Below are 22,782 nucleotides of genomic sequence, written 5' to 3'. Positions count from 1 at the left end.
TCAAGCAAAATACCGGGGGCTGGCGTGAGTAGCGGCGAGCAATTCGACTACATCATTATCGGTGCGGGTTCCGCAGGTTGCGTGCTCGCCAACAGGCTGAGCGCAAATCCAGCAAACCGGGTCTGTCTGCTAGAAGCCGGCGGAAGCGATGACAGCATCCGCGTTCGGGTGCCGGCCGGCATCCTCTCGCTCTACGGCAACCCGCGTTTCGACTACGGCTACAAGGGTTTGCCGCAGCCGCGGCTCAACAACCGTCGCATTCCGGTCAACCGAGGCAAAGCGCTTGGCGGGTCGAGCACGATAAATTCCATGGTCTATATTCGCGGCGCCGCCGAGGATTATGACGAGTGGGCCTCGCTTGGCTGCCTAGGCTGGTCCTACGCCGACGTGCTGCCGGTTTTCAGGAAGCTGGAGCGAAACCTGCTTTCGCAAGACCCCGCCCATCACGGATTCGACGGTGAATTGCTGGTCGACAATCCGCGCGATCCGAACGTCGTTTCGAAAATGTGGGTGCAGGCGGGGAAGAGTGTAGGCTTGCCCGAGAACCAGGATTTCAATGCAGGAACCCAATTCGGACTCGGCATTTACAACGTCACCCAGAACAAGGGGGAGCGCTTTTCATCTTACACGGCCTTCGTTCGCCMTGTCCTTGGGCGCCCCAACCTGGAGGTGATTTCGGGCGCGGAAGTTCTTGGTGTGGCGATCGAAGAAGGCCGGGTCGTCGGCCTCAGCGTCATCAGGGAAGGGGAGATCCAAAAGCTCGGATGCCGTGCTGAGGTGGTGCTCAGCGCCGGCGCGATCGGCTCGCCGCGGATCCTGCTCGCCTCCGGCATCGGTCCTGCCGGCGAATTGAARGCGGCGGGAATAGAGCCAGTCATTGATGTACCGGGCGTTGGAAAGAACCTGCGTGATCATGTCGACGGCATGATCACGGTGCGCTCGGRCAGCATCAAGACACTCGGGCTCTCGCTGCCTAATCTACCGGCGATCGTGGCGGCGCCGTTTCATTATTTTGCCCGCCGCAAGGGCATGCTGACGACCAATTATGTCGAGGCAGGCGGTTTCGCGAAGACGAAATATGCCGATGGATTGCCGGACATCCAGTTTCATTTCGTGCCGGGCTATCGGAGCCATCGCGGCCGGCTTGTCGAATACGGTCACGGCTACGCCGTGCATACCTGCGTGCTGAGGCCGAAGAGCATCGGCGAAATCACCCTCCAGCGCGACGGTACCCGCAGAAACGTGCTGATTGACCACCGCTTCTTCAGCGACGAGCAAGATGCGCTGACCCTTGTCGAGGGCATCAAGGTGGCGCGCTCTATCCTTGCCTCGCCTGTGTTCGCCGGCATCCGCGGACCCGAAATCTTGCCCGGACCGGATGTGAACAGCGATGACGAGATCCTCGCTTACCTAAGGGCGGAGGCGCTCACGGTCTATCATCCCGTCGGCACTGCCAAGATGGGAACCGACGCAATGGCTGTGGCCAACCCCGCAGACCTGAAAGTTCGCGGTCTCGACAATTTGCGTGTTGCGGATGCCTCGATCATGCCGACATTAATCGGCGGCAACACCAATGCGCCGTCAATGATGATTGGCCAGCGTGCCGCCGAGATGATTTTGAGATCTTGACCAGAGTTCGGCTTCAGGCCGAACTCACGCTTGCATTGTGAGGCGCGCGGAGCGTGACCTGCTTGCRCCCAGCCACATTGATGCCGAGGCCGATTTCGGCAGCGTTGCCAAGACCGGCGGTGTGATGCGTCAGAATTCTCTGCGCCTCCATCGCATCCGTTTCCGTCAATTTGCTTTTTGCTCCTCGCAAGCCATGCCCGCGTCGAAACTCGGTGGGACTGCATCCGAAACGGGCCCTGAACTTGTTGTAGAAGACTGCCGGGTTGCCGAAGCCGTTGCGCTCCATGACTACGCTTATCGTGTGGTCGGAAATGCGCAGTTCGTGCGCGGCTGCATCGAGCCGCTGGTTCTGGCAATAGTCGCGAAAGCCAATCCCCAAATGGCGCTTGAAGAGCCTCGAAAGGTGACTGACCGTCAGCCCTTCGGCGTCCGCAATCTCGCTCAATCTTTGGCTGTCTTCGCTCTCGCCCACCATGTCCATGATCCTCCGGATGCGGTTGCGGCTATCGGAGCGCAACTGAGCCACAGCCCCATCCGGCTTTTCATATGGGATTGCGCGATAGATGAAACAGGCAAGCACGTTGGCGACGGTTTCGCGGATGACCATCTCTTCCGGGTGGYCGATTTGGTCGAGGACCAGTCTGGCCATCAACGCCTTCATGGGGRCAATCCTGTCCATGAAGGAGCGCCCGTGCAGGAACGTCCGGCAAAGATAGTGGCGGGACGCGAATCCCGGCAGGCCGAGCCGCTCGAAATACCCGGTATCGAGATGCACGCCGCAGATCAGTGCGTCGGGTGAGATCGATTTGGAGTTGTGCGGCACGTCCGAGTTGATCACGATCAGATCGCCCGAGTTCATCTCGCAGACCTGTCCGTCGACCACCAGTCGGAAGCTGCCCCGCAGTACAAAAAGTATCTCCATCTCGCGATGCCAGTGATAGGGAACGTCGGCATAGCCGTGAACAAAAGCCCAGAAGTGCCTTGTTTCAGTGGGCTTGCGGTTTTCAAAGCCGGCTGCCCGCTGTTCCCGCCGCAGGTCGGACCTCAAATAAGCAACGTWCATCTCACGTCCTCCACGAAGCTGACTGCCAGTAGACATCAAAAACTGTCGTACTTCCAGTGCAAGTTCAGCGGCTAGATCGAGGGGGGATCCATGTGTCATCAATCTGTCGTCTCGGAGATGAGGCGAGGGCATCGCGCAGGCGAGGAAATCCGCAGGCGTTGAAGCGTGGCGCCCGTAGCATGACGGATGGAATTTGATGACGTGGAATGTTTCCGATAGACAATTGGCTGCGCTCGTCGAGGAGATGACGCTCGAGGAGAAGGTCGCGATCGTCAGCGGCTATGGCCTGTGGCGGACCGCCGCCAATTACCGTCTCAATATTCCCGAGCTTCTGATGACGGACGGCACCTATGGCGTCCGCTATTCGATCGAGCAGATCGATGGGGCGCAAGACTGCGACGGCCAGCTCGCCGCTTTCCTGAGCGTCGTCAATACGGATCTTTCAACCGGCGTCGAAAGCGCGTTCGGTTCCACCCGACCGGCCACCTGCTTCCCGAATGGCTCGTCTCTCGCCTGTTCCTGGGACCWTGGGCTGGCCCATGAGCTCGGCGCAGCGCTGGCGGCCGAATGCCAAGCCTTCGGCGTCAATATCCTGCTTGGACCGGGCATCAACATTCGCCGCACGCCGCTCGCCGGCCGCGCCTACGAATACTATTCGGAGGACCCGCTGCTGAGCGGCGAGATTGCAGCCGCCGTCATTGGCGGCCTGCAGGAGAACGGCGTCGGCGCTTCGCTCAAGCACTTCGCCTGCAACAATTCTGAGGTCCAGCGCACGACGATGAGCTCGGTTGTCGAGGAACGGGCTTTGCGCGAAATCTATCTGGCTGGTTTTGAGCGGGCGATCCGCAAAAGCAATCCCTGGACCGTAATGAGCTCCTACAACCGGCTCAATGATGTCCAGGCTRCCGAAAACCGTTGCCTGCTCACCGAAATCCTGCGTGACGAGTGGGGCTATGAAGGTGTCGTCGTTTCCGACTGGCACGGCATCAAGGACCGTGCCGCGGCAATGAATGCCGGCAACGATCTCGATATGCCCGAAAGCGGTGCGCGCAAGCAGGAGCTCATCGAGGCGGTCGAAGACGGCCGTGTGGCGATGGAGGCGCTCGACCGATCCTGCCTGCGGATTCTCAAGCTTATTCGCACCGCCCGCAACAATATCCGACCGAATGTCGAGGCGGACTTCAGGAAACATCACGAACTCTCACAGCGCATGGCGGCGGAATCGATCGTGCTTCTCAAGAACGAGAAGACGATCCTGCCCATAAACCCGGCGAGGGTGAGAAAGATCGTGGTCGTTGGAGCGGCTGCCGCCGAGCCCGTCATACAGGGGTCTGGCTGCGCCACGACTCGTCCGACCCAGGTGGATATTCCGCTGGAGGAGATCAGAAAGCTCGCTCCAGGCGCCGAGGTCGGCTTCCGTGCGGTCGCCGATTTCGAGGAAGGCAGTGCGTCGGAACAGTCGGCCCTGGTGGAGGTCGACAATGCCGACCTGGTGCTGTTCTTCGGCAATACCGAGGTCGGCTATGACGGCGAGGGCTCGGACCGCACGCATCTCAACCTGCATGACGGGCAGGATGCGCTGGCCGCGCGTCTCGGCGCGCGCACCGACAGGCTGGTGGTCGTCTTGTTCACGCCGGACGCGGTGGTGATGCCTTGGATCGACCGTGCGCAGGCGGTTCTCGCCGCCTTCTTCGGCGGGCAGGGCGTGGGCAAGGCCGTGGCCGACGTGCTTTTCGGCAGGAAGAACCCCAGCGGCAAGCTGACAGTGACGTTMCCGGTCCAGATGGAGGACATTCCGGGCTATCTCACCTATCCGGGCGAGAACAACCGGCATGTCTACAGCGAGGGCATCTATGTCGGCTATCGCTACTATGACAAGCGCAGGCTCGCGCCGCTGTTTCCCTTCGGCTTCGGGCTCAGCTATTCGAGCTTCGAATATTCCAACATTTCCGTGGACGCCGATCGCATCGACGCTTCCGCCACGGTCAGGGTGTCGTTCGACATCACGAATACCGGTGCGGTAGCGGGCAAGGAAATCGTCCAGGTCTATGTGCGCCCGCAAAATCCGCGCCTGATCCGGCCGGTTCGCGAGCTGAAGGGCTTCGCCAAGGTCGAGCTGCAGCCTGGCGAAACAAGGCGCGTCGAGGTAGCGATCGAGGGTCGCGACCTGCGCTACTACGATCCCGCCYACCGCAAATGGCTGCTCGATGCCGGCAAGCTGACTTTCGAGGTCGGCGCATCCTCCCGCGACATCCGCCTCGAAAAGACGATCGAGGTGGATGCGCCGGCGCTACCTTCCACGATCCTCGACCTGGAGAGCCAGCCCTTCCTCGTCCTGGAGCAGGAGTTCGCGCGCCGCCGCTTCCGCGAGTTCCTGAAAGCGCAGCTCGACCTCGACGACGAGGAGGCCGGGAAGATGCTGGAATATTGCGCAGGCTCCTTCCTCGGCATCCACAAGACCGTCGCCTGGGTGGCGGGCGAAAAGATCTCCAAGGCAGCGATGGCCGCCTTTCTCGACGGTCTCAACAAGGAGATGGGAAGGCAGATCGGCAAGGCGGCATGAAGCAAAGACGGCGCCGACGATCGACGCCGGCTGACATGGTACCTGACGGCACCGCACCAAACGCCCGGACAGTCCGGGACTTGTGATCAACAAAAGCACCAGGGGAACTGAGATGAATTTGCGACGCGTTACTTCTACAATAACCGTGCTCGGCCTGCTCGCCGCCTCCACCTCCGCCTTCGCGCAGACCGTCKATGTGCAGCATTACTGGACGAGCTCTTCGGAATCCAAGGCGATGAACACCATCGCCGACGCCTTCAAGTCGAAGGGCGGCAAGTGGATCGACAGTCCCTCGGCCAATTTCGATGCGGCGCTTGCCGCCGCCACCAGCCGCATTGCCGGCGGCGAGCCTCCTTCCGCCGTGCTGATGACGCCGAATTCCGCCCTGCGCGACCTTGCCGGCTCCGGCCAGCTCCGCGATTTCGACGACCTCGCCGCCAAGGGCGGTTGGCAGAAGGTGATGTCGCCACTGGTGTGGAGCAAGCTCAACGTGGACGACCATATGGTCGCCCTGCCTGTCGGCATCCATGCGCAGAACTGGGTCTGGTATTCCAAGCCCGTGCTGGACGAATTGAAGATCGAGGAGCCGAAGACCTTCGACGAGCTCTTCGCAGCCGCGGACAAGATCAAGGGCTCGGGCCGCATCGGCATCGCCACCGGCGGCGAGCCCTGGCAGGAAGTGGGCATACTTTTCAGCACGATCCTCTCCCTCGGCGGTCCCGAATACTGGAACGAGCTGATCGTCAAGCGCTCGCCCGAGGCGCTCAAGTCGCCCGTCCTGCCGCGGGCCTTCGAGATCTTCCGCAAGGTCTCGACCTATGCGGACCCGGCAAGCCCCGGCCGCTCCTGGAACGACACCACCAATCTTGTCGTCACCGGCAAGGCCGGCTTCCAGTTCATGGGCGACTGGGCGCGCGGCGAGTTCCTCGCGGCCGGCAAGGTCGCCGGCAAGGACTTCGGCTGCTTCCTGACGCCGGCCGAAAAGCCCGCCTATGCGATCCTGGTCGACATCTTCGCCTTCCCGGTGAACAAGGGCGAGGACCGGATCAAGGGGCAGACGCTGCTTGCGGAATCGGTGATGGACCCGGCCGTCCAGGAAAAGATCGCGGAGGTCAAAGGGTCGGTGCCGTCGCGCACCGACGTGGATATCTCCAAGCTCGACGTCTGTGCGCAGCTCGGGGCCAAGACGCTCGCGACTCCGGGTGCGGCCGTGCAGGCGGCCTATGATGCACTGGCAGGCGACCTGAACGGGCAGGTGACGGACCTCGCCACCCAGTTCTGGACCGACAAATCCATGACGACGGAAGCGGCGGTCGAGAGCTTCTCGAAGATCCTGCAGAGCGAGTGAGAAGGGGGAACCGGGCCGCGCACCAGCGGCCCGGTTCTGCCGGCCAGGCGGCAACCTGGCTTGGAGGAGGAACGGTACCTGTCATGAATGCTGCATTGTTGGCTTGCCCGGAGGCGGGATGAAGACCTGGCTGCACAAGCAGACCTTCAAGCCGGACATCACGGTTGCCGTGTTCTTCGGCTTGGTCGCGATCTTCTTCTACGGGTCGATCCTCTGGACCGGCTACATGTCGCTGACGCGTTCGACGCTGATACCCAGCTATCAGCTGGTCGGCCTCGACCAGTACGTCAAGCTGTTCACCAACCAGCGCTGGCTGGTCTCCTGCCTGAACATGGTGATCTTCGGCGTGCTCTTCATCGCCGGCACTCTGTGTTTCGGCATGCTGCTCGCGGTCTTCGCCGATCGCCGTATCCAGGCTGAATCGCTGTTCCGCACGATCTTCCTCTACCCGCTCGCGGTGTCGCTGATCGTTACYGGCCTTTCCTGGCGGTGGGTGCTCGACCCGGTGAACGGCATTCAGGGCCTGGTACGGAGCATGGGCTGGGAAGGCTTCACCTTCGACTGGCTCACCAATCCCGACCGGGCGATCTACACGCTCGTCATCGCCTCCATCTGGCATTCGTCTGGCCTGGTGATGGTGATCGTGTTGGCCGRCCTGCGCGGGGTGGACAATGATCTCTGGAAGGCGATCCGCATGGAGGGCATTCCGCTCTGGCGCGCCTATCTTCAGGTGATCTTCCCCGGAATGCGGCCGGTCATCGCTTCCTGCGTCGTGCTGCTGATGTCAGAGGTCATCCGAGGCTATGACCTTGTCATCGCCATGACCAAGGGCGGCCCCGGCATCTCTACCGAAATGCCGGCCAAGTTCGCGGTCGATTTTTATTTTGCGCGTGTCAATCTCGGCCTCGCATCGGCGGCTTCGATCGTCATGCTGCTGCTCTCGCTGGCGATGCTCACGCCTTACTTTTACAGCGAATTCAGGAAGTGCACGTGAGCCGGTCCGTCTACCTTGAGAAGCCGGTGTTCGGACCGAGGGTTGCGCGTTTTGGCCTTTATGCCTTCCTTATCGTTTCGGCTCTCTTCTTCCTGTTGCCGCTGCTGCTCATCATCAGCAATTCCTTCAAGCCGCTGGAGGAAATCCGGGAGGGCAACCTGCTTGCACTGCCGGTGAGCCCGACCTTCGAGGCCTGGGTGACGGCATGGAAAAGCGCCTGCACCGGGCTCGAATGCGGCGGGGTGCGTCCCGGCCTCTGGAACTCGATCAAGATCGCCGTGCCGAGCGTGGCGATCTCCACACTTGCCGGCGCGCTCAACGGCTACGCTCTGGCACAGTGGAAGTCGCGCCGTGCCAACCTCATAATGCTGCTCGTCACGATCGGCCTGTTCATCCCCTACCAGGCGATGCTCTATCCGACGGTGAAGATATTGAGCAGCGTCGGGCTGTTCCGCACCYATGCCGGCATCGTGCTCGTGCATGTCATCTACGGCCTGCCCTATACCACGCTGCTCTTTCGCAATTTCTATGTCGGCGTCCCGGACGAGATCAGCCGGGCGGCGCGCATGGAGGGCGCCAGCTTCCTGAGGACCTTCTGGTCGATCATCCTGCCGATCTCGACCAATATCCTCATCGTCGTGGCGATCCTGCAATTCACCGGCATATGGAACGACTATCTGCTGGGCCTGATCTTCGCCGGCAACGACAATCTGCCGATGACGGTGCAACTCACCAATATCGTCAACAACGCTCGCGGCTCGGTGTCGCCCAACGTGAACATGGCCGCGGCCGTCATCACGGCCATACCGACGCTGGTCGTCTATTTTCTCTCCGGTCGCTATTTCGTGCGCGGCATCGCGGCCGGCGCGATCAAGGGATAGAAATGTCAAGCGTATCCATCCGCCAGATCAGGAAATCCTTCGCCGGCCTCGCCGTGCTGGACAAGGTCGACATGGAGATCGCCTCGGGCGAGTTCGTCGTCATCCTCGGTCCTTCGGGCTGCGGGAAATCCACCCTGCTCAACGTGATCGCAGGCCTCGACGACTGCGACTCCGGGCGGATCCTGATCGACGACGTCGATGTCAGCAGGCTGGAGCCGAGCCAGCGCGGGCTGGCTATGGTCTTCCAGTCCTATGCGCTCTTTCCCGCCATGACGGTGCGGCGCAACCTCTCGTTCGGCATGGAGATCGCTGGCGTTCCTAAGGCGAAGATCGCGGAGAAGGTTGCATGGGCGGCGAAGCTCCTTCAGATCGAGCCGCTGCTCGAGCGCAAGCCGAGCCAGCTTTCCGGCGGCCAGCGCCAGCGCGTGGCGATCGGCCGGGCGCTGGTGCGCTCCTCCAGCATCTGCCTCTTCGACGAGCCGCTTTCCAATCTCGACGCCAAGCTGCGTGCCGAAACGCGGGTGGAGCTGAAGGAGCTCCACGAGACGCTGAAATCGACCATGATCTATGTCACGCACGACCAGATCGAGGCCATGACGATGGCCGACCGCGTGGCGGTCATGTACAAGGGCAGGGTGGAGCAGTTCGCGGAGCCGCAACTGGTCTATGAAAAGCCAGCCAGCCTGTTCGTGGCCGGCTTCGTCGGCTCGCCCGCCATGAATTTCCTGACGGGATATCTGGACGGGCCGTGCCGGTTCCGCACGCGTGACGTCTCGATCGACGCGACAGCCTATCCCTTCGCCGCCGAGCCCAAGGCGGAGGAAGCCGTTCTCGGCATACGCTGCGAGGACGTTCATGTCGTGGAGAAAGGCGCGCCGCAAAGCATTCCCGCCACGCCCGCCTTCACCGAACTGCTCGGCGCCGATGCGCTCGGCTGGTTCGACAGCCTGGGCCAGCGCTTCAGCGTGAGGCTGAGCGTCGATGCGGCGCGCTCGCTGAGAAAGGAGGTCGGCCTTCGCTTCAATATGGCCAAGGCATCCTTCTTCTCGGCGGAAACGGAAAGGCGGCTTTGACCGGCCGGCCTCGCCGATCTTCCGCAAGACATTCTCCGGAGACCTCGAATGACGCACGACAAATTGATGGCCGGCGATTTCCGCGCGCTGATTGCCGAGATGACGGACGAGGAGAAGATTTCGCTGCTTGCCGGCCACCGCATGTGGAAGACGCAAGCGATCGAACGTCTCGACATTCCGCACATTGTGATGACCGACGGCACCTATGGCGTGCGCTATTCCATTCCGCAGATCGACGAAGACCAGGCCGGCGGCATCGATTTCGAAGCCTTCCTGTCCGTGGTCAACCAGCGTGCCGACCATGTGCAGGTCGCTTGGGGGCAGATGAAGCCCGCCACCTGCTTCCCGAACGGCTCCAGCCTTGCCTGCTCCTGGGATGTCGGTCTCGCGCACGAGCTCGGCGAGGCGCTTGCGCGCGAGTGCCAGGAATTCGGAGTGCACCTGTTGCTCGGGCCAGGYATCAACATCCGCCGCACGCCGCTCGGCGGGCGCTCCTACGAATACTATTCAGAGGACCCCATTTTGAGCGGCGATTTCGCAGCCGCCGTCATCAACGGCCTGCAGGAGAACGGGGTCGGCGCCTCGCTCAAGCACTTCGCCTGCAACAATTCCGAAGTCGAGCGGACCACGATGGATTCGGTAGTGGAGGAAAGGGCACTACGCGAAATCTACCTCAAGGGCTTCGAGCGGGCGATCCGGAGGAGCAATCCCTGGACGGTGATGAGCTCCTATAACCGGCTGAACGGCGTCCAGGCGGCCGAAGACCCCTGGCTGCTCACCAGTGTGTTGCGCGAGGAGTGGGGCTATAACGGGCTGGTCGTCTCCGACTGGCACGGCATCAAGGACAGGCCGGCCTCGCTCGCCGCCGGCAATGATCTCGACATGCCGGAAAGCGAAACGCGCAAGGCCGATCTTCTGGCGGCTGTCCGCGCGGGCAAGGTTGAACGGGCGACGATCRACCGCGCCTGCGAGCGCCTTCTCGATCTGGTCCGCAAGGCCAAGCAGGGGGAGAACCCCACTGTCAGCTTTGACCGGGCAGGGCACCACGCCCTTGCGCGCCGCATGGCGGCCGAATCCATGGTCCTCCTGAAGAACGATGCCGGCCTGCTGCCAATTTCGCCGGACAGCGTCAAAAGGATCGCCATTGTGGGCGAGGGGGCTCTCGTCCCCGTCATCCAGGGCTCGGGCTGCGCGACCACGACGCCCACCTTCGTGGACGTCCCTGCCGACGAGATACGCAAGCTCGCCGGCAACGCGCGGATCGAGGTCTTCAAAGGGACGAGCGAGAATGCGGCCGAGCGCGAGGCGCTGGCCGCGGAAGCCGAAAAGGGCGCGGCGGAAGCCGACATCGTGATTGTCTTCGTCAACACCGAGAACGGTTATGACGGCGAGGGTTCCGACCGCCGCTCGCTCGGCTTGGCTCCGGGCCATGACGAGTTGGTGGAGCGGCTTGCCCGGGCCAACCCCAACATCGTCGTCGTCATTGCCAGCCCCGATGCGGTGGCGATGCCCTGGATCGAGCGCGTGCCGGCGGTAGTCGAGATGTTCTTCTCCGGCCAGGCGACGGGCGGCGCGATCGCCGACATCTTGTTCGGCCGCGCGAACCCGTCCGGCAAGCTGACGACCACTCTCCCGAGGCGCGTGGAGGACATGCCGGCCTATCTTACCTATCCCGGCGAGAACGGGCGGCATTTCTACAGCGAAGGCATTCATGTCGGCTATCGCTGGTACGATGCCCGCGGCATCGAGCCGCTTTTCCCGTTCGGCTTCGGGCTAAGCTATACCGAGTTCGCCTATTCGGATTTGATGCTGGACCGCGCGGTCCTGCGCACTGGCGAGAAGATTTCGCTCACCTTCACTGTGACCAATGCCGGAAAGGTCGAAGGCAAGGAAATCTGCCAGATCTATGCGCGCTATGGCGAGCCGCGGCTGAAGCGCCCGCTTCGCGAATTGAAAGGCTTTGCGAAGGTCGCGCTGAAGCCCGGCGAGAGCACGACCGTGACAGTGGAACTCGCCGCCGAAGACCTTTCGGTCTACGACACCGCGCGCAAGGACTGGGTGCTCGACAACGACGTAGTCGCCATCGAGATCGGCTCCTCCTCGCGGGACATTCGCCTGACGGCTGAGCTGCGAACCGTTTCCGACGTTTCGTTCCACCGGCGCATGGAGTGGGACACCCAGCCGGTCTTCCTGCTGGAGAATCCCGCAGCGCGGCGCAAGTTCAACCGCTTCCTCCAGAAGCAGCTCGGCATTTCTTTCGAGGAAGCCGATCGCATGCTTGAACACTGCGCCAACTCGTTCTTTGGCATTTTCACGACTTTGGACCGCCGATTTCGCTGCACTTTCGCAAGACCAGAAATTGAGGCGCTGCTCTTGGAAATTGCATCATCGTCGCCGAGCGCCACGGAAAACGAACCGATGGCTGATCATAGCACTGCAACCATCTTCGTCCGATGACGCAGGAACCCGGCCGCTTTCTTCCGTCGGTGGCCAAGTCCAGGTCGCGAACCTCCGCGCAGCGTTTTGATTTGCGGTTGTCCGAAAGCAGCGATCTCGTCGACTACGCCGGAGGTCGCGGTTACGCCAGGAGCGGCGACGGCAGCGCGCCGCCACAGGGTAAGATTCATCAGCATCAAGCGATACCAAGGATGGCCCTGGCCTGCTCGGTCGATGCGAGCGGCCGCCCTGCATTGGCGGCAAGGCCGGCGATGGCGGCGACGCGCTCGGCGTTGTCGCGCGCAATTGCACCATCGTCATTCCATAGTGAGTTCTCGAACCCGACACGAACATGCCCGCCCCGTGTGATGGCCGCCGCCAAGGCGGATGTTTCACCGCGACCGAAAGCGCAGACCGACCAAACCGCATCGGCGCCGAGCCGGTGGCGTTCCAGGCCGGCAAGGAAAGGATCGAGATCTTCAGGCCGACTTTCCTGATCGCGCGCATAGCGGCCGAGCACGAAAAGCAGCCGCGGCCGCCGCATGTCCCCAAAGTCTCCCCGTCGAAACAATTGCGCGAATTTGTCGAGATCGGCGTCGTCATAGAGAATATGCTGCACGCCGATGCCCTGCTCGGCTGTCCAGGCGAAGAAGGCAGACGCCGCCGCCTCCCCCGCACGCAGGATTTCGCGCAGCGCGACCGAAACGGCCGCCGGGCGGAGCGCGCGGACCAACTGCAWTTGCTCCAGGGGCGAATAGCGGCCGACCGCCTCCGTCGTGACCTGGACAAGCATTTGGCCGTTCGTACGCTCATGGACCGCAGCGAGCACGCGAGCGTAGCGATCGGCGTCGAGCACATGCACTCCCACCTCGTCGCGCACATGAACGTGCATTGCGGCCGCACCCTCAGCCAAACAGGCCGCAGCTGTCTCCGCCAGTTCCGAAACCGTCATCGGCAGGGCAGGATGGTCGCTTCTGGTGCGCCGGGCGCCATTCGGCGCAACCATGATGAGCAAGGGATCGGCGGTCACGTTTCACCTCGGTCTTTGTTTCCCAGGCAGGTTCAATCTACTGTTCTTTGGCAGAGGGGGCTCGAATCACGATGACTGATACAGCCGAAAAACTGTCGCCTTTCGCCACCGCGAGCGAGCTTGCCGCGTTGCTGCGCGCCGGCGGAACGACGTCGACCGATATCGTCCGGCGCGCCCTTGGCCGAGCGGCGATGCATGAGGAGCAACTGCATGCCTTCGTGGAGATTTTCGCCGAGGCAGCGCTTGYGGCGGCAACGGCTTCCGACGAGCGCAGAAGTCGGGGAGCTATGCTCGGTCCGCTCGATGGCATCCCTTTCGCGGTGAAGGACCTGTTCCACATGGCGGGTCATCCAACCTCGGCTGGATCGAAGGCTCTCTCCGGGCAGCCCGCCACCATAACGGCCAATGCCGTACGACGCCTGACGGAAGCCGGCATGATTCCGTTCGGCAAGGCTCACACTGTTGAATTCGCTTTCGGAGGCTGGGGCACGAACGCCATCCTGGGCACGCCGCTCAACCCGCGCGACCGCGATGTTGCAAGGGCTCCCGGGGGCTCGTCGAACGGTTCGGGCGTCGCAGTGGCCGCGGGCCTTGTTCCGGTCGCACTCGGCACCGACACCGGCGGATCGGTGCGCAACCCTGCGGCCATGTGCGGCGTCGTCGGCCTGAAGACGTCCGTCGGCCTCGTTGGGCGAGGCGGCCTGCTGCCGCTGGCCACATCGTTCGACARCATCGGCCCTCTGGTCCGGTCCGTCGAAGATGCAGCACTGCTGCTCTCGCTCCTGCAAGGGCCGGACCCGAACGATCCCGCGACATTCGGCGTCTCCGCGCCGGATCCGCTGCAAGGCTTGGAGCATGGGGTCAGGGGCCTGCGCCTGCGCGTCCCCTCCGAGCGGGACCTTGGCTCGGTCCAAGATGGCGTGCTGAAGATTTTCCGGGCGACCATCCAGCAATTGGCCCGGCTCGGCGCCGAGATCGAGGAGAGGGCCATGCCGCGGTCTCCCGAGGAATACATGGCCACGACTGGCGACCTCATGGCGGTGGAGGCCTGGCATCACCTGCGCGAGTATGTGGAGCCTGAGATGAGTGTCGTCCATCCGGTGGTCAGGGCGCGGATCCTGCGCGGCAGGGAAATCGACGGGGCGCGATATCAAGAGCTTCTCTGGCTGAGACAAGACCGGCAGATCGAGTTTCACCGCTATCTGGAGGGCGCGACAGCGTTCCTGACGCCAACTGCGCCGATTCTGGYGCCGCCACTGGCGGAAATCGACGAGGCCAAGACCCCGCTCGGCACTTTCACGCGCATGGTGAACTTGATGGACATGGCGGCGTTGAGCGTTCCGGTGGGGCTTGTCGCAGGCCTGCCCGCCGCGCTGCAGATCGTGGTGCGCCGCTTCGACGACGCCGTCGCGCTCAGGATCGGGCGCGCGTTGGAGGTCGCGCGAGGYGGACTTTTCGAACCACCTCAGGGCTACGCGCAACCCTAGAGCAGGCTGTATATGCGAACGAAGGTCATTCACCGCTGGCGTAGAGCCAGCGTGCGACCAACGCATCCGTATCGCTGCCGAAATCCTGGCGCGCGCCTTCTGAAAAGACGGCTCCGTTCTTGACCACGTAGACATAGTCGGTGATGGCGAGCGCGGCGCGGATGTCCTGATCGACAAGCAGCACCGCCTTGCCGAGATCGTGCGCCAGGTCGCGCACGATCTCGTAGATGAGCCCGCTGGTTTGTGGGTCGACGCCGGCGGTTGGTTCATCGATGAGATAGACTGACGGGTCGGTCATCAGGCTGCGGGCGATCTCGACTTGCCGCTGCTGGCCGCCGGATAGCTGGCCGGCCGGCTGGGAGCGTTTCTCGCGGATGATGGGAAAGCGCGCGTAGGCGCGCTCCAGTTTTTCGGCAACTACGGCCTTCTTCGGCCTGGCGTGCCATAGGCCGAGCTTGAGGTTGGACTCGACCGTCAGATGCGGAAACAGGCTCGGGCGCTGCGGCAGATAGGCGAGCCCGGCGGCAAGCATGCGGAAGGGTGGCTGGCCGGTAATGTCCTTGCCGCCGAGCCTGACGCGGCCGCTGCTCGGCTTGAGGAAGCCGAACAGCGCTTTTAGGAGGGTCGACTTGCCCGTGCCGTTCGGGCCGACGACGCATGATATGCGTCCGGCCCAGGCCTTGGCGGACAGATCGCGCAGAATGTCGATGTCGCGCGTATAGCCGGCGACGAGGTTCTCACAGGAAAGCAGCGGTGCTGTCCGCGGCCAACCGTTGGATTGAGACGTGGAAACGACCTCGGCCATCCTAGTGCACCCGCGTTCCGGTGTAAGCGCGCACGACCTCCGGATCCCGCAATACGTCGGCGGTGAGCCCGTCGGCGATCTTGCGGCCGCGCGCCATCACCATGACGCGCGTGACCACGGACTGGACAGCTTCCAGATTGTGATCGACCAGAACGATGGTGTGGCCGTCGCGGTTAAGGCTGCGGATATGCTCGGCGATCTGGTCGAGAAGGCGCGGATGCACGCCGGCAAAGGGCTCGTCGAGCAGYAGGAGCCGCGGCCTCAGCATCAGCGCGCGGCCGAGTTCCAGAAGCTTTTGCTGGCCGCCCGAGAGCGAACGAGCATGGTCGTCAGCGAGATGGTCGAGGCGCAGGAAGGCCAGCACTTCGTGCGCTCGCTCTTCCGAGGCTGCATGGCGCGCCGTTGATTCGGAGAGCGCCGGCACCAAAAGGTTTTCCAGCACCGTCATGCGCCGGAACAGGCGAGGCACCTGGAAAGTGCGGGCCACGCCGCGCCGAGCATAGAGATGCGCGGGTGAGCGCGCCATGTCCGTGCCCTCCACGACGATCGCGCCGGCATTGGGCTTGAGCGCTCCTGTCACCATGTTGATCGTCGTGGTTTTGCCTGAACCGTTCGGGCCAATCAGTCCGACGATCTCACCGCGCGAAAGGGAGAAGGAAAGGTCCTCGATGGCGTGTATCCCGCCGAAATGCTTGCCAAGCCCCTTGACCGAGAAGAAAGGCGCGCTGTTGTCAGCCGGCATGGCGCTCCTCCTTTATCGGGGTCGTTTTTGCGGTGGTGCGGGTGCGACCAGCCCGTCGCGGCCGGCCCCACTGTTCGAGGATGGGGAAGAGGCCGTTCTGGGCGAAGCGCTGCACAAGGATCAGAGCCAGCCCCATCAGCACGAAACGCCACTCTCCGTAGGAACGAAGCGATTCCGACAGCAGGTAGACGACGATAGCGCCGATGACCGCGTCGGGCAGGCTCTCGATGCCGCCGATGACCGCCATGGCGACGACCAGACCCATTTCCGGCAGGATGGCCATGTTCGGCGTCAGGATACCGATGAAATGGCTGTAGTAGATGCCGGCAATGGCGGCGATGACGCTGGTGACGACGAAGACGAGGATCTTGTAGCGGGTCGTGTCGACGCCACTGGCCCGCGCCGCGCCCTCGTCTTCGCGAATGGCGCGCAGGAAAAGGCCGACACGGGTGGCGAGCAGCCAGTTCATGCCGGCCACCGCTAGCACGACAAGGCCCAGCCCGAGATAGTAGTAGGGAAGGTCGGAGCGGCCCGGGAACAGGCCCGGCACCGGCAGGCCGAGCATGCCGCGCGTGAAATCCTCCTCGGCGATCAGCACCATGCGGAAAATCTCGGAAATGGCGAGCGTGAAGAGCGCCAGGTAAGGTCCGGACAATCTGAGCACCAGCGCGCCGATCAGCGCGCCGATCACGATGGCAAGCACGATGCCGAAGATAATCGCTGCCGGCAGCGGAAAGCCGAAGCGCTCGATGGACAGCGCCGAGGCGTAGCCGCCCAGTGCCGCGAAGGCGACATGGGCGAAAGAGAACTGGCYGGCGAAACCGGCGAGCAGCGCCCAACTTGCCGCGAGCAGCGCGTAGTACCATGCGATCGCGCCGACATGYGTCCAGTATGGGCCGATGCCGAGGACTGGCAGCAAGACCGCGACCAAGAGCAGGATCGCCTGCGTTGCCCGGGAAAAGAGGGAGGAGCGGGTCATTACCGGTGCTCCTATTCCAGGCGAAGATGCGAGCGRCCGAAAAGACCGGTCGGCCGTGCCAACAGCGTCACCACCAGAAGCAGCGCGCCGAAGGCCTGCGTGTAGGCGAGCGCCCGGTTCGGGTCGGGCAAATAGCCGACGCCGAGCCCTTGGACGAGGCCGAGCAGCATGCCGCCGGTGATGCTGCCGCCGACCGAGCCCATGCCGCCGAGCACGATGATGATGAAGGCCTGCACCGCCGGCAGGTCACCCATTGACGGCGACAGCGCGAAGATCGGCGCGATCAGCGCGCCGGCGCCGCCGGCCAGCRCCGAGCCGAGCCCGAAGGCGACGGTGTACATGCGGCGCGGGTCGATGCCGATGACGGCGGCCGATTCCCGGCTCTGGCYCACCGCATCGAGGGCCTGGCCGAGCGAGGTCCGCTTGAGGAAGACAGTAAGCCCGACCAGCAGCACCACCGCGGTGACGGCCGCGATCAGCCGATCATAGGGCAGGATCAACGGGCCGAGGATCAGCGCGCCGGTCATGAAGGAGGGGGGCGACTTGGCGAAGGGGCCAAAGACGACGAGACCGAGATTGGTCAGCAGGATTGTGAGGCCGAAGGTGACGATGATGGCATATTCGTCCTTGCGCTCGACCTTGTCAGTATACATGGGCGCGATCACCAGCCGCTCGAAGATGACGCCGAATATGAAGAGCGCCACCATAGCGCCGGCAACGCCGACAAGTGGCGGCGCATGCAAGGCGGTGATGATGTAGTAGGAGGCGTAGCCGCCCAGCATGTACAGCGAGCCGTGGCCGAAATTGACTACCTTCAGGACCGAGAAGACCAGCGTCAGTCCTGCGGCGGTCAGGGCGTAGATAAGGCCGATGACGAGGCCGTTGACGGCCAGGAGAAGGAAATAGCTCATGGGCGCGATCGCCTGTTTCGCTGAGGGCGCATCAAAAACGGCCGGCGGCCGTCAGGCCGCCGGCTTAGCTCCGCCTAGGGCAGGAWCTTGTCGCTGGTCGCCCATTTTTTCGGATAGACGACCGCCGCATCCCCTGGCGCCTGGTTCATCGCGGTATACTGGATGATGGTGAAAGGCACGTCGACGAACTGGTGATAGGCCCAGTCCGGCGTCTTGGTCGTCGGGAAGCTATAAGTGGCGTTTGTGCCTTCGTACTTGAGCTCTTCCAGCGCCTTGATGATCGCGGCGCGGTCGGCGGAACCGGCCTTCTTGATTGCCTCCACGACGACGTTGAACGTATCGTAGGCTTCCATCGCCACGCCGGTTGGCGCGCGATTGAAGCGCTCGGTGAAAGCCTTGGCGAAGGCCTTGGTCTTGTCGTTCCATTGCGACGTCGGCTGCGCGACATTGACGATCAGAAGGTTCTTTGCGCAATCGCCCGCGACTTCCCAGACTTCCTTCTGCAGAAGGCCCGAGGAGCCGATCAGTTTGGTCGCCGCCGTCGGCGCAAATCCCAACTGACAGGCCTGCTTGACGAGTTGGTACTGCGCCTGCCCGGCGACAACCATCTGAATGGCGTCCGGTTTCGGGTCCTGGCTCATCAACCTCAGAAGTGCCGGCGTGAAGTCTTGCTGGGCGAGGTCGATCGTTACCAGCGTATGGGGAACCTTCTTGGCTTCCAGCTCGTCGGCGATGACTTTGGCGCCGCCTTGGCCGAAATCGGTGTTCTCGGCAATGATGGCAATGTTCTTGAAGCCCTGCTCAACGGTCCAGTCGGCCGCCTTGACGTAGACGAGCGAATTGGACGGCGCCAGGCGGTACACTTCCGGATATTGCTTGGCGGTGATGGCATCCGCCCAGACGTCCGTACCGACCCAAGCGACACCGTATTTGTGCGCCTCCTCGATCTCGGCCAATGCGACGGAGGAGTGGAATTCACCGAAGATGGCGGCGACATTGTCCTTGGTGATGAGCCTGACAGCAGCCGCACTGCCGTCGGCCGGCTGGCCTTTCGTATCCTCGTAGGTGACGTTGATCTGCCGTCCGAGTACGCCGCCGGCCTTGTTGACCTCATCCACGCCAAGCTGCACCGCCCATTGCATCTCCTGGCCACCCGAATAGTTACCGGGCGGCGACAGCGGCCCGACCCAGCCGAGCGCGATCGGGCCCTCGGCCTGCGCTGGCGCGACCGCGAACGGCAGCGCCGCCAGAGTGAGCGCGACGGCGCCCAGCCAGCATTCGAGCTTACGTTTCATGCGAGTGTTCCTCCCTGCTTCTGATTGGTTTGGATGAAACACTACACTCATTTTTGAGAAATTGAAATATTCATTGCAGCGCGAAACCCACAAGCGTAAGTTCCTTGCCATGTTGGAACCTGCCTTCCGTTCGCGCCTGCTGGAAGCGTTCGATGCGATGCCGCGCCAACTGCGCGCAGCGGCGCAATGGGTGCTCGACAATCCGCGCGATGTGGCGCTTCTTTCAATGCGCGAGCAGGCCAAGCTGGCTGGGGTCAATCCGGCTTCCATGACGCGGCTGGCGCAGCGCATGGGCTTCAGCGGCTATGAGGGATTGCGCGATCTCCATGCGGAGACCCTAAGGCGTGGCGAGACGGAGTTCTCGGGCAAGGTAGAGGCGCTGGTCGCGCGCCGACGGCAGAGCGGTGACGGCGCGCTGGCCTTCGATCTGGCGGAAACACTGGAGCGTCATATGGCGACGCTTTGTCGGCCGGAGGCGCTCGATGCAGTGACAGGGGCCGCCAAGGCGCTTGCCGGGGCGGGATGTATCTACGTGCTCGGCTATCGCTCGAGTTATCCGGTCGCCAGCCATTTCGCCTATGTCTATGGCCTGGCAGGAGGCTCGGTTCGACTGCTCGACGGCCCTGGCGGCACCGGTTCGGACGCCTTGCGGGAAGCGAAAAAGGGGGACGTGTTGCTGGCCGTCAGCGTGAAACCCTACACGCGCGCCGCGATCGAGCTCGTGGACTATGCCTTGGCCATGGGGCTCGAAATCGTCGCGATCACCGACAGTGTTGTTTCGCCTCTGGTTGCAAGGGCGCGGGCAGCTGTCATCGTTCCTACGGAAAGCCCATCATTTTTTCACACCATGGCGCCGGCTTTTGCCGTTGCCGAAGCGCTTGCCGCCATGCTGGCCGCATCCGGCGGGGAGCAAGCGCTGGAGGCCGTGCGCGCCATGGAACGCCAGTTCGAGAACCTTTCCACCCACATCCGGGGCCGCCAGATCCCATGACCCATCTCCTCCATCGATCCATCAAGGCCAGGCTACCGGTCGCCGTCGGCGGCAAGGGAATCGAAATCTTCGACCGGGAGGGGCGGGCCTATATCGATGCATCTGGCGGCGCCGCCGTCTCGTGCCTTGGCCATGGCCATCCCGATGTGCTGGCGGCGCTGCACGATCAACTCGACAGGATCGCTTACGCGCATACGAGCTTCTTCACGACCGACGTGGCCGAGCGGCTCGCCGATAGGCTGACGGCTGATGCGCCTGAGGGCCTTGGCCATGTCTATCTGGTCAGTGGCGGGTCGGAGGCGATCGAGGCCGCGCTCAAGATGGCGCGGCAATATTTCGTCGAGAAAGGCGAGCCGCAGCGGCGCCACATCATCGCCCGCCGGCAGAGCTATCACGGCAACACCCTCGGTGCGCTGGCTGCCGGCGGCAACGAGTGGCGGCGGGAGCAATTCAGACCTCTCTTGATCGAAACGCATCATATCGATCCTTGCTTCGCCTACCACTTCCAACAACCAGGCGAGTCGGACTCCGACTACGCGGCGCGTGCCGCGCAAGCTCTGGAAGACAAGATCCTGGAGCTTGGCCCGGACGAGACCATCGCCTTCGTCGCCGAGACCGTGGTCGGAGCCACGGCCGGTGCGGTGCCGCCGGTGGCGGACTACCTGAAACGTGTCCGCACCATATGCGACCGTTACGGGGTGCTTCTAATCCTTGATGAGGTGATGTGCGGAATGGGCCGCACCGGCACGCTGCATGCTTGCGAGCAAGAAGGTGTCGCGCCGGACCTCATGACCATCGCCAAAGGGCTCGGCGGCGGGTACCAGCCGATCGGCGCGGTGTTGCTCTCGGACAGGATCTTCAACGCGTTCGCCAACGGCTCCGGCTTCTTCCARCATGGCCATACCTATATGGGTCATCCGATGGCCGCCGCGGCGGGGCTCGCGGTGCAGGAGGTCATTCGTCRCGACAATCTCCTCCAGAACGTTCGAGCCATGGGCGGGCACCTTTCTCGCCGCCTGAACGAGCGGTTCGGCAACCATCACAATGTCGGCGACATTCGTGGTCGCGGTCTTTTCCAGGCCATCGAACTTGTTATCGACCGCGGTACGAAGGCACCATTCGACCCGGCGCTGAAACTGCATGCACGGATAAAACGCGAGGCGATGGCCAATGGCCTGATGGTCTACCCCATGGGTGGAACAATCGACGGCAGGCTCGGCGACCACGTGCTCATAGCGCCGCCCTTCATTGCGGAAGCCCACCACATCGACGCGATCGTGGAACGACTGGGCGACGCCGTCGATGCAGCGATAGAAGACGCGCAATCGGGTTGACAGCCACATCGCTATCGGCTTGGCGATCGCGCCATTATCGCAGCGGCTTTGAATATCCCGCGATCTGGTTACCGGTGACGGCTGATTGGCCGCAAATGCGACTTGCATTCAACGTCTCTGTGCAATATTCTTTTTATTAAAAATTTTTTCCAGACGTGCAATTGCTGGTGAAGGAGCTGGCGATGAAGCTGGATGGGCACCGCAATCGCCTGTCGACGAAGTTCGTGCCTTTATCACACCACGATCCGAAGTCTTGAGGACGATCGTAGCGACGGCTCCGAGCCTGCTCGACCAGATCGGCGGCGAACCGACCCTGCGCCGGCTCGTCACGCGCTTCTACGACCTCATCGAGACCGATCCGCGCGGCGCGCGGCTGCTGAAGCTGCATTTCCGCGGTCACGGGGTCGCCCACGCCCGCGAGGAGCAGTTCAACTTCCTCTCCGGTTTCCTCGGCGGCCGCCGCTACTATCTGGAAAAGCACGGACACATGGACGTGCGCCACATGCATGCCCACGTGCCGATCTCGGCCGACGACGCAGCCGACTGGCTGGCGCTGATGAACCGCGCCATTGACGACATCGAGCTTTCGGGACTGCATGTCGACAAGATGCGCGCCGCGTTCCGCCGTGTCGCATTGATCCTGGTCAACGATCTCGATGAATGGGGGATACCGAAGTCTGCGGCTGATCGGCCGGACATTTCCACTGGGCCAGAACGGTTGTCCGGCCCCGCCAACGGATGATCGGCAAGCCCGAGTCGTCAATCGCCGTTGCGCGGGCGCAGCAATTCTCGATCCTTCGTGCGTGAAGCCCCACAGCTCCCGAAATGACAACGGGCGCCGCGGCAGCGCGGCGCCCTTTCGTCATTCAGGTCCGTCGATCTTAGAACAGGCCCTCGATCTGGCCTTGCTCGTTGAGGAAGATCTTTTCCGAGGAGGGCGACTTGGGCAGGCCGGGCATGGTCATGATCTCGCCGCAGATGATGACGACGAAGCCGGCGCCGGCCGAAAGCCTGACCTCGCGCACCGGCACGGTGTGGCCGGTCGGCGCGCCGCGCAGGTTCGGGTCGGTCGAGAACGAATACTGGGTCTTGGCCATGCAGACCGGCAGGTGGCCGTAGCCGGCCTGCTCCCAGGCATGCAGCTGGTCGCGGATCGCCTTGTCGGCGATCGCCTCGTCGCCGCGGTAGATGCGCTTGACGATGGTGTTGACCTTGTCGAAC

Annotated in this window: 19 protein-coding genes; 11 read left to right on the top strand and 8 right to left on the bottom strand. The window is 63.0% G+C overall.

The window, feature by feature from the left end:
• Positions 1–24 precede the first annotated feature (24 nt).
• Entirely contained in the window at positions 25–1,629 is a 1,605-nt protein-coding gene (locus ORS3428_RS16805) for a GMC family oxidoreductase (protein ID WP_071099421.1), read from the top strand.
• A 13-nt stretch (positions 1,630–1,642) separates the two neighbouring features.
• Here ORS3428_RS16805 and ORS3428_RS16800 read toward each other — a convergent pair whose 3' ends face one another.
• Entirely contained in the window at positions 1,643–2,692 is a 1,050-nt protein-coding gene (locus ORS3428_RS16800; RefSeq protein WP_071099420.1) for an AraC family transcriptional regulator, read from the bottom strand.
• Positions 2,693–2,888: 196 nt separating this feature from the next.
• Here ORS3428_RS16800 and ORS3428_RS16795 point away from each other — a divergent pair, with 196 nt between their 5' ends.
• The 6 genes from ORS3428_RS16795 (at position 2,889) to ORS3428_RS16770 (ending at position 12,008) form a co-directional block, all read left to right on the top strand.
• Positions 2,889–5,255, top strand: a complete 2,367-nt coding sequence (locus ORS3428_RS16795) for a beta-glucosidase (protein ID WP_071099419.1) — start codon at positions 2,889–2,891, stop codon at positions 5,253–5,255.
• Positions 5,256–5,367: 112 nt separating this feature from the next.
• Positions 5,368–6,603, top strand: a complete 1,236-nt coding sequence (locus ORS3428_RS16790) for an ABC transporter substrate-binding protein (RefSeq protein ID WP_083355162.1) — start codon at positions 5,368–5,370, stop codon at positions 6,601–6,603.
• Positions 6,604–6,721: 118 nt separating this feature from the next.
• Positions 6,722–7,597, top strand: coding sequence for a carbohydrate ABC transporter permease (locus tag ORS3428_RS16785; protein ID WP_083355161.1), 876 nt, complete (start codon positions 6,722–6,724; stop codon positions 7,595–7,597).
• Positions 7,594–8,478, top strand: coding sequence for a carbohydrate ABC transporter permease (locus ORS3428_RS16780; protein WP_071099417.1), 885 nt, complete (start codon positions 7,594–7,596; stop codon positions 8,476–8,478). Before ORS3428_RS16785 ends, ORS3428_RS16780 begins: the two co-directional genes overlap by 4 nt.
• Before the next feature lie 2 nt (positions 8,479–8,480).
• Positions 8,481–9,551 (top strand): ABC transporter ATP-binding protein, encoded by a 1,071-nt coding sequence (locus ORS3428_RS16775; protein WP_071099416.1) that lies wholly within the window; start codon positions 8,481–8,483, stop codon positions 9,549–9,551.
• Positions 9,552–9,599: 48 nt separating this feature from the next.
• Positions 9,600–12,008 (top strand): beta-glucosidase, encoded by a 2,409-nt coding sequence (locus ORS3428_RS16770; RefSeq protein ID WP_071099415.1) that lies wholly within the window; start codon positions 9,600–9,602, stop codon positions 12,006–12,008.
• 175 nt (positions 12,009–12,183) lie between these two features.
• On the opposite strand, the gene ORS3428_RS16765 is transcribed toward ORS3428_RS16770, so the two are convergent.
• The gene (locus ORS3428_RS16765; RefSeq protein WP_244507983.1) at positions 12,184–13,017 is read right to left on the bottom strand and encodes a 3-keto-5-aminohexanoate cleavage protein; all 834 of its coding nucleotides are present in this window, start codon (positions 13,015–13,017) and stop codon (positions 12,184–12,186) included.
• 71 nt (positions 13,018–13,088) lie between these two features.
• Here ORS3428_RS16765 and ORS3428_RS16760 point away from each other — a divergent pair, with 71 nt between their 5' ends.
• Positions 13,089–14,504 (top strand): amidase, encoded by a 1,416-nt coding sequence (locus ORS3428_RS16760; RefSeq protein ID WP_071099414.1) that lies wholly within the window; start codon positions 13,089–13,091, stop codon positions 14,502–14,504.
• Between the two features lie 25 nt (positions 14,505–14,529).
• Here ORS3428_RS16760 and ORS3428_RS16755 read toward each other — a convergent pair whose 3' ends face one another.
• The 5 genes from ORS3428_RS16755 to ORS3428_RS16735 form a co-directional block, all read right to left on the bottom strand.
• Positions 14,530–15,309, bottom strand: a complete 780-nt coding sequence (locus tag ORS3428_RS16755; protein WP_071099413.1) for a branched-chain amino acid ABC transporter ATP-binding protein — start codon at positions 15,307–15,309, stop codon at positions 14,530–14,532.
• A gap of 1 nt (position 15,310) precedes the next feature.
• Positions 15,311–16,051 (bottom strand): ABC transporter ATP-binding protein, encoded by a 741-nt coding sequence (locus ORS3428_RS16750; protein ID WP_071099412.1) that lies wholly within the window; start codon positions 16,049–16,051, stop codon positions 15,311–15,313.
• Positions 16,041–17,030 (bottom strand): branched-chain amino acid ABC transporter permease, encoded by a 990-nt coding sequence (locus tag ORS3428_RS16745; RefSeq protein WP_071099411.1) that lies wholly within the window; start codon positions 17,028–17,030, stop codon positions 16,041–16,043. The genes ORS3428_RS16750 and ORS3428_RS16745 overlap by 11 nt, the downstream gene beginning before the upstream one ends.
• Before the next feature lie 11 nt (positions 17,031–17,041).
• Entirely contained in the window at positions 17,042–17,941 is a 900-nt protein-coding gene (locus ORS3428_RS16740; protein WP_071099410.1) for a branched-chain amino acid ABC transporter permease, read from the bottom strand.
• Between the two features lie 74 nt (positions 17,942–18,015).
• On the bottom strand, positions 18,016–19,236 hold the full coding sequence (locus ORS3428_RS16735; protein ID WP_071099409.1) for an ABC transporter substrate-binding protein: 1,221 nt from the start codon (positions 19,234–19,236) through the stop codon (positions 18,016–18,018).
• Between the two features lie 73 nt (positions 19,237–19,309).
• On the opposite strand from ORS3428_RS16735, the gene ORS3428_RS16730 reads away from it, so the two are divergent.
• The 3 genes from ORS3428_RS16730 (at position 19,310) to ORS3428_RS16720 (ending at position 22,303) form a co-directional block, all read left to right on the top strand.
• Positions 19,310–20,227: a MurR/RpiR family transcriptional regulator gene (locus tag ORS3428_RS16730; protein ID WP_244507981.1), complete on the top strand. Its 918-nt coding sequence runs from the start codon at positions 19,310–19,312 to the stop codon at positions 20,225–20,227.
• Positions 20,224–21,561 (top strand): aspartate aminotransferase family protein, encoded by a 1,338-nt coding sequence (locus tag ORS3428_RS16725; protein WP_071099407.1) that lies wholly within the window; start codon positions 20,224–20,226, stop codon positions 21,559–21,561. The genes ORS3428_RS16730 and ORS3428_RS16725 overlap by 4 nt, the downstream gene beginning before the upstream one ends.
• A 253-nt stretch (positions 21,562–21,814) precedes the next feature.
• The gene (locus tag ORS3428_RS16720) at positions 21,815–22,303 is read left to right on the top strand and encodes a group II truncated hemoglobin (protein ID WP_201788323.1); all 489 of its coding nucleotides are present in this window, start codon (positions 21,815–21,817) and stop codon (positions 22,301–22,303) included.
• A gap of 139 nt (positions 22,304–22,442) precedes the next feature.
• Here ORS3428_RS16720 and ORS3428_RS16715 read toward each other — a convergent pair.
• On the bottom strand, positions 22,443–22,782 hold a 340-nt coding region (locus ORS3428_RS16715; protein WP_122984382.1), incomplete at its 5' end, for a formate--tetrahydrofolate ligase.

The organism is Mesorhizobium sp. ORS 3428, from assembly GCF_001854785.1.
Taxonomy (GTDB): Bacteria; Pseudomonadota; Alphaproteobacteria; order Rhizobiales; family Rhizobiaceae; genus Mesorhizobium.
This window is presented reverse-complemented; position numbering and strand designations above follow the sequence as displayed.

What these genes read in the sequence shown, in the direction of transcription:
- ORS3428_RS16755 (WP_071099413.1), bottom strand. Translation starts at nt 15,309, where the DNA reads ATGGCCGAGGTCGTTTCCACGTCTCAATCCAACGGTTGGCCGCGGACA.
- ORS3428_RS16775 (WP_071099416.1), top strand. Translation starts at nt 8,481, where the DNA reads ATGTCAAGCGTATCCATCCGCCAGATCAGGAAATCCTTCGCCGGCCTC.